Origin of the sequence: Mycobacterium sp. (genome assembly GCF_032159565.1) — a bacterium.
Taxonomy (GTDB): domain Bacteria; phylum Actinomycetota; class Actinomycetes; order Mycobacteriales; family Mycobacteriaceae; genus Mycobacterium.
In genome coordinates this window covers 1-7,150 of the sequence record NZ_JAVHWR010000192.1, presented here as the reverse complement: position 1 = coordinate 7,150, position 7,150 = coordinate 1, and the positions used below count along the sequence as shown (strand labels likewise).

5 protein-coding genes are annotated in these 7,150 nt (G+C 62.0%); 2 read left to right on the top strand and 3 right to left on the bottom strand.

Features of this window, described 5'->3' with window-relative positions:
• The coding region (locus QOC76_RS25950; RefSeq protein ID WP_526361863.1) for an MMPL/RND family transporter at positions 1 to 2,575 on the bottom strand (2,575 nt) is incomplete at its 3' end.
• Between the two features lie 240 nt (positions 2,576 to 2,815).
• Here QOC76_RS25950 and QOC76_RS25945 point away from each other — a divergent pair.
• Entirely contained in the window at positions 2,816 to 3,340 is a 525-nt protein-coding gene (locus QOC76_RS25945; protein WP_526361861.1) for a hemerythrin domain-containing protein, read from the top strand.
• A gap of 124 nt (positions 3,341 to 3,464) precedes the next feature.
• Entirely contained in the window at positions 3,465 to 3,929 is a 465-nt protein-coding gene (locus tag QOC76_RS25940) for a hypothetical protein (protein ID WP_526361859.1), read from the top strand.
• A 61-nt stretch (positions 3,930 to 3,990) separates the two neighbouring features.
• On the opposite strand, the gene QOC76_RS25935 is transcribed toward QOC76_RS25940, so the two are convergent.
• Together QOC76_RS25935 and QOC76_RS25930 are read right to left on the bottom strand one after the other, a co-directional pair.
• A complete protein-coding gene (locus QOC76_RS25935; RefSeq protein ID WP_526361857.1) occupies positions 3,991 to 6,912 on the bottom strand; it encodes an MMPL/RND family transporter in 2,922 nt (973 codons plus the stop codon).
• A partial coding sequence (locus tag QOC76_RS25930; protein WP_526361184.1) for an MmpS family transport accessory protein occupies positions 6,909 to 7,150 on the bottom strand: 242 nt, incomplete at its 5' end. The genes QOC76_RS25930 and QOC76_RS25935, both read right to left, overlap by 4 nt.

Below are 7,150 nucleotides of genomic sequence, written 5' to 3'. Positions count from 1 at the left end.
GTATCTCTTCCTTCATCCGCGCCACCAACAGCAAGTTGTAGTCGGCGCCGACCGCCAACAGGATGATGACCGCCATCGCCATCACCATGAACTGCAGGTCCAAGCCCATCAGGTGCTGCCAGAAGAGAACCGACAGCCCGAAGGACGCGCCGAGCGACAGCACGACGGTGCCGACGATGACGGCTGCGGCGACGACGCTGCGCGTGATGAGCAACATGACGATGAAGATGAGCGTGAGCGCAGCGACGCCGGCGATCAGCAGGTCGTAATTGTTGCCGTCCCGCATGTCCTTGAAGGTGGACGCGGTGCCGCCGAGGTAGACCCGCGATCCCTCCAACGGCGTGCCCTTGATGGCGTCGAATGCAGCGTTCTTGATGGCGTCGATGCGCTCGATGCCATCGGCGCCGAGCGGGTCGTTCTCGTGGGAGATGATGAATCGGACCGCGTGGCCGTCCGGGGAGATGAAGTTCTTCATGCCGCGCTTGAAGTCCTTGTTGTCGAAGATCTCCGGCGGCAGGTAAAAGGTGTCGTCGTTGTAGGAGTCGTTGAACGCCTCACCCATGGCGGATTGATTCTCGTTCATTGCGTGCTGCTGATCCTGCTGGCTGGACTGAGTGGAGTGCATCTCCAGCATCATCTTCTGCATCTTCTTCATCGTCTCGATCTGCGGCGGCAACATCGCCTGCAGCTGCGGCAACAGTGAGTCGAGTCGTTGCAAGTCCGGCAGCAGAGACTGGATGTCATCGGTCAAGGCGTCGGTGCCGTCGAGCGTGTCGAAGATTGCCCGCAACGTGTGGCAGACCGGGACGTCATAACAGTGCGGTTCCCAGTACAGATAGTTGCGAATCGGGCGGAAGAAGTCGTCGAAATCGGCGATGTTGTCCCGTAATTCGGTGGTGTCGATCGTCGTGTCCCGGATCCTCTCCACCATGGAATGCGTGACGGCGGTCATCTGTCCCATCAATGAGCTCATCTTCGTCATCGCGTCGATGGTCGTCTGCATCTCGTTGGCCTGCACCAACATGTTGTCCATGGTTTTCTGCATGTACGAGCGGTTCATCTCCTGAAAGGTGCCGCTCATGCTCATTTGGGCCGGAATCGTGCTGAACTTCAAGGGTTTACCCTCGGGGCGCGTGATCGATTGCACCCTCCCGATGCCGGGCACCCTCGTCACGGCTTTGGCGATCTTCTCGATCACGAGGAAGTCCGCCGAGTTGCGAAGGTCCTTGTCTGTTTCGACGAGCAACATCTCGGGATTCATTCGGGAGACCGGGAAATGTCTTTCGGCCGCTGCGAATCCCTCTTGCGAAGGCAGGTCGGCGGGTAGGTACTTGCGGTCGTTGTAGCTGGGCCGGTAACCCGGCAGCGTGAGCAGGCCGACCAAGGCGAGAAGGATGGTCATGGCCAAGATCGCGCCGGGCCACCGGACGACGGCGGCACCGAGGCGCCGCCAAAATCGAATTCGCATGGCGCGCTTGGGCTCTAGAATCCGGCCGAAGCGGCTCGCGACGGTGATTATTGCGGGTCCGAGAGTCAGCGCCACGAGCACCGCGACCACCATGCCGACAAAGAGCGGGATGCCCAGCGTTTGGAAGTAGGGCAATCGGGTGAACGAAAGGCAGAACGTGGCGCCTGCGATCGTCATCCCCGAGCCCAACACGACGTGGGCTGTGCCGTGAAACATCGTGTAGTACGCGGACTCCCGGTCTTCACCGATCGAGCGGGCCTCCTGGTAGCGGCCGATGAGGAAGATCGCGTAGTCGGTCGTTGCGGCGATCGCGAGGGTCACCAGGAGCTGAGTTGCGAACGTCGACAGCCCGATGAGGTTGTGGTAGCCGAGGAAGGCGACTACGCCACGGGTGGCCGACAGGCTCAAGATCATGATCGTCAACACGAGCAGCACGGTGACGATCGACCGGTAGAAGAACAGCAGCATGAAGATGATGACGCCGACCGTCACGAATTCGATGATCCTGATGCTGGCGTTGCCTGCGTTCTCCTGGTCGGCCTGCAGTGCGGGCCCTCCGGTGACGTAGACCTTGACCCCCGGCGGGGGAGTCAATCCATTCACGAGCTTCTGCGCCGCGATGACCGACTCGTTGCCGAGTGCTTCGCCCATGTTGCCTGCGAGATACACCTGCACGTACGCGGCTTTGCCGTCTTCGCTCTGCGCCCCGACTCGTGTCAGCGGGTCGCCCCAGAAGTCCTGAATGTGCTGGACGTGCGTGGTGTCGGCCCGCAGCTCGGCAATCATGTCGTCGTAGAACCGGTGGGCGTCCTCGCCCAAGGGTTCGTCGCCCTCCAGGACGACCATGGCCGAGCTGTCGGAATCGAACTCCTCGAAGTCCTTGCCGATACGCATCATCGCGGCGACCGACGGCGCCTCCTTGGGGGACATCGAGACCGCCTGCATCTTGCCGACGACTTCGAGCTGCGGCACCGACACGTTCAGCAGTGCGATGAGCGCTATCCAGCCGACGATGATGGGGAGCGCCAGCCGCCGGATCCACCTGGCTATGCCGCTTCTGCGTGGCTGCTCGGTGCGGACGCCGGCATCTGTCGTTGGGGCGCTCACCAGGCCACCGTCCGCTCAACGCAGCAGTCGGGCAGCACGGCGGGACTCCTCCCTGCGGCGGTTGTATTGAACACATAGTCATATCAGAACCGGTCAAGCCGATGGTTGTTGTTCGGTGTTGTCCCCAGCGTCCTCACAGAGGCAGACCGCCGACCACCCGGATTAGCACGACGGAACCCTGCGGCGGCGTGGCGGCCATCGAACCGTTTTGACTTGCTCTTTTGCGGCTAATACTCCGGCATGGCTGACATCATCGATCTCGTCTACGCCGACCACGATTGGCTGCGTCGTGAGTTCTTCCGACTCGACGATGCCAAGTCCAAGGACGAACTCGCGGCGATCTGGGATGTCCTCAGCATGCGCCTCGACGCGCATGCCGACGCCGAGGAATCGGTGTTTTATCCAGCCTTGCTGAAGCACGGCGGCCGAGAGGACCCCGGTAACCCTGAAGGCGACCCGAAGGACGAAACCGAAGACGCGATCACCGATCACAATGCGATTCGAGATGCGGTGCGCGAGTCGCGTCAGCACGAGGCGGGCACGAAGAAGTGGTTCGAGGCCGTGTTTGCGGCCCGCAAGGAGAATGGCGAGCATCTCGACGAGGAGGAGCGTGAAGCCATGCCGGACTTCATCAAGAGCGCCTCACTCGAACTGCGTCACGAACTGGCCATGCAATGGCTGCGGTTCTATGCCGAACACGAGACCAGTAAGGGTATCGACAATCGGGACAAGGACGCCGACGCCTACATCGAACAGCATTCCTGACACGGTGGCGCAGAGGCGTGAGTGGGGAAGAACCGCGTGTTGAGATAGCGTTTCAGAGGGTGGCGAGGGCTCCCGCGTTCCCGCGCGATGTGATGTTTCGACGGACAAGCAATGAGGCGAGCGAATGACTTTAGGTGTGTGGGGCGACCTCACGATATTGGCTGTCGTGATGGAAACTGTGTTCGCCTCGTGCGTATTCGTCTACATCACCCGGCTTGAGCGGCGGACATCCCATCCATTAGGTGAGAAAGTCGGCGCTCACAAGACTGTGCTGGCCAAACTCCGCAAGCGCGAGCCGATGTCGCAGGACGAAGCGGACTATGCGGGCGAACTGATCGCTGATGCTCGATCACCGCTCGCGTACGCGATACCCGCCGCCCTCTTCACCATCGGATTCTTCTATGTGGTCGGCTGTCTCTACATGCTGCACAGAGATGGAGGCAATCCCTCCTTTCGAACGTTCATCGGCGGTATCCCGATGTTGACCTCCATGAACATGGCCGCTCAACTGCGCAGGGTCGCGGGGATGAAGGGGAAACTTCGGGACGTTTCGGCGATGGCCCCCGAGCCCGCATACCCCGGCCGGTAGGAGCTGACCCGAGGCGATCAGCGAGAGTAAATGTCACGCAGGAGCATCCGAATCTCGATCGTCATGCTTGCGAACGTGGCGGTACGTCGGAGACCGCTGAATCGCTGTCTTCCCACAGCCGTAGTTGACGACCTGATCGGCCTGATTCGGATGGCTGAAGCCCTCGGCCGGCGGGGCGGGTGCGCACCCGTAGCGGCCACCAGAACCAGCGCCCGAGCAGTGCCGCGACCGACGGCGTCATGAACGAACGCACGATCAGCGTGTCGAACAGCAGACCAAGGGCGATGGTCGTTCCGATCTGACCGAGAATCCGCAAGTCGGCGAACACGAAGGAGGCCATGGTCGCCGCGAACACCAGACCGGCGGCGGTCACCACCGCACCCGAACCGGCCATCGCCCGGATGATGCCCGTGTTCAAGCCGGCGCCGATCTCCTCCTTGAACCGAGAGATCAGCAGCAGGTTGTAGTCCGACCCCACCGCCAAGAGCAGGATCACCGCCAGGGCCAGCACGATCCAGTACAGCGGGATACCGAGAAGGTCCTCCCAGATCAGCACGGAAAGCCCGAAAGAGGCACCCAACGACAGGGCCACGGTGCCCACGATGACGACCGCGGCGACGATGCTTCGGGTGATGAACATCATGACGAGCAAAATCAGGCTGAGCGCGGCGATTCCCGCGATCAAGAGATCGTATTTGGCGCCGTCCTGAATGTCTTTGTAGGTGGCCGCGGTGCCCGCGATGAAGATCTTGGATCCGGCAAGGGGCGTGCCTTTGACGGCCTCCTGCGCGGCGTGTCTGATGGCATCGATGTGCGAAATGCCTTCGGGAGTCGCAGGAATCCCTTCGTGGGTGATGATCATGCGCGCAGCTTTGCCGTCCGGTGAGAGAAACAGCTTCAGCCCGCGCTGGAATTCAGGGTTGGTGAACGCCTCTGGCGGGAGGTAGAACGAGTCGTCGGTCTTCGACGCGTCGAACGCCTGGCCCAAAGTGGTGGAGTTCTGCAGTGCCGCCGCAGTCTGATCGTCGATGCCGGACGTGGTGGCGTAGTTCGTCAGCGTCAGGTCTCGGTTGGTCTGCTGGCTCGCGATCTGAGGGGGAATCAGCGCAAGCAGCTTCGGCTGCAGCTGATCCAGCTTGTTGATGCTCCCCGAGACGCTGGCAAGCTGGTCTGTCAGCGCGTCGATCCCGTCGAGTGCGTCGAAGAGCGATCTCAGTGCGGCGCAGGCCGGGATGTCGAAACAGTGTGGCTCCCAATAGAAGTAGTTGCGCAAGGGCCGAAAGAAGTCGTCGAAGTCAGCGATCTTGTCGCGCAGGTCGTTGGCCACGGCGACCGTCTGCTGGAATGCCTTGGTCTGCTCGTCGGTGGCGGCGCCGGACTGTTGTTGTAACGCATACTGCTGCCGCAGCACGTCGATCGAATTGTTGATCACGTCGACCTGCTTGAGCAGGTCGGCGCCGCGGGCCTGCTGGAAAGGCAGGTTGTTGATCTGGGACGCGCTGCCCGCGCTGATCTGAAACGGTATCGACGTGTGGTCAAGGGGCGTGCCCAGCGGGCGGGTGATCGACTGCACCTGAGCGATGCCGTCGGTGTGGAACACCGACTTGGCAACGCGCTCGAGAAGGATCATGTCAGTCGAATTTCGCAGATCGTGGTCGGCTTCGATCATCAACAGTTCGGGATTGAGCCGTGCCTCAGAAAAATGGCGTTCGGCGGCCGCGTATCCGACATTCGCCGGCGCACTGGCGGGCATGAAGGGGCGGGCGTCGTAACTCGTCTTGTATCCCGGCAGGGAGAGCAGACCGATGGCGGCCACGGCGACCGTCACCAGCAGGATGGGGACGGGCCACCGGACGATGGCTGTGCCAATGCGCCGCCAGCCCCTGGTGCGCATCGGCCGGCTGGGTTCGAACAGACCGAAATGGCGACCGATGACCAGAAGGGCCGGTGCGAGTGTCAACGCCGCCACCACTGCGACGAGGACGCCGATGCCGGCGGGAACACCCAGGCTATTGAAATACGGGAGCCGGGTGAACGTCAGACAGAGCACCGCGCCGGCAATCGTCAGGCCCGAACCCAAGATGATGTGCGCGGTTCCGCGGTACATCGTGTTGAACGCCGAGACGCGATCCTGCCCGTCGTAGCGCGCTTCATGGAAGCGGCCCAGAATGAAGATCGCGTAGTCGGTTCCGGCGGCGATGACCAGAAGCGTCAGCAGATTGGTCGAATACGTAGACAACTTGATGATGCCGGCGTTCGCGAGTACGGCGACAACGCCGCGGGACGCGGTCAACTCGATCATCACCGTGAAAATCACGAGAAACACCGTGGTGAGGCGACGGTAGAGCGAAAACAGCATCACTGCGATCACCCCGAGGGTGATCAACGTGGTCTTCAGGGTGCCGTGGCGGCCCACCTCGAACTGGTCGGTGACCAAGGGCGCGGCGCCGGTGACATAGGCCTTGATACCCGGCGGCGGTGGTGAGTGATTGACGATGTCGCGCACCGAATCGACGGACTCATTGGCCAACGACTCGCCCTGGTTGCCGGCGAGGTACAGCTGCACCAGTGCCGCCTTGCCGTCGTTGCTCTGCGAGCCGGCCGCCGTCAGCGGATCGCCCCAGAAGTCCTGAATGTGCTCTACGTGCTTGGTGTCCTTGCGGAGCTTTTCGATCAAGCCGTCGTAGTAGTGGTGGGCATCGGCACCGAGCGGCTCTTCCCCCTCCAGAACGATCATCGCCGAACTGTCGGAGTCGAACTCGCCGAACACCTTGCCGATGCGTTTACTGGCCTGCAACGACGGCGAATCCTGCGGGCTCAGCGACACGTTGTGCGCTTCGGCGACGGTCTCCAACTGCGGCACGAAAACATTCGTGACCACCGCCAAGGCCAGCCAGAACAGCGCAATCAGCACCGAGAAACGCCGGATCGTCTGTGGGGTCCGGTCGGTCTTCGTCGGGCGTTCGGCGACGTGATGGGTCATCCGGACTTGTCCAGGCAGTAGGTGAAGGCGTTCAACGTATTGACCGTTCTCTCGTCCTTGACGACGTCGTCGATCTTGATTCGGCAACCGATGGAGTCGGTGTCGCCCTGGGCGGAGACGTTGACGAAGACGGCCGGTTGGGTGGTGGTGGTGTCGTAGGCCCACGGCAGCGTCGCGTCGTCGGCCCGCTGCGGCTGGGCGTTCACGTCCAGGTAGGTGATGGTCGCGACCGTGCCCG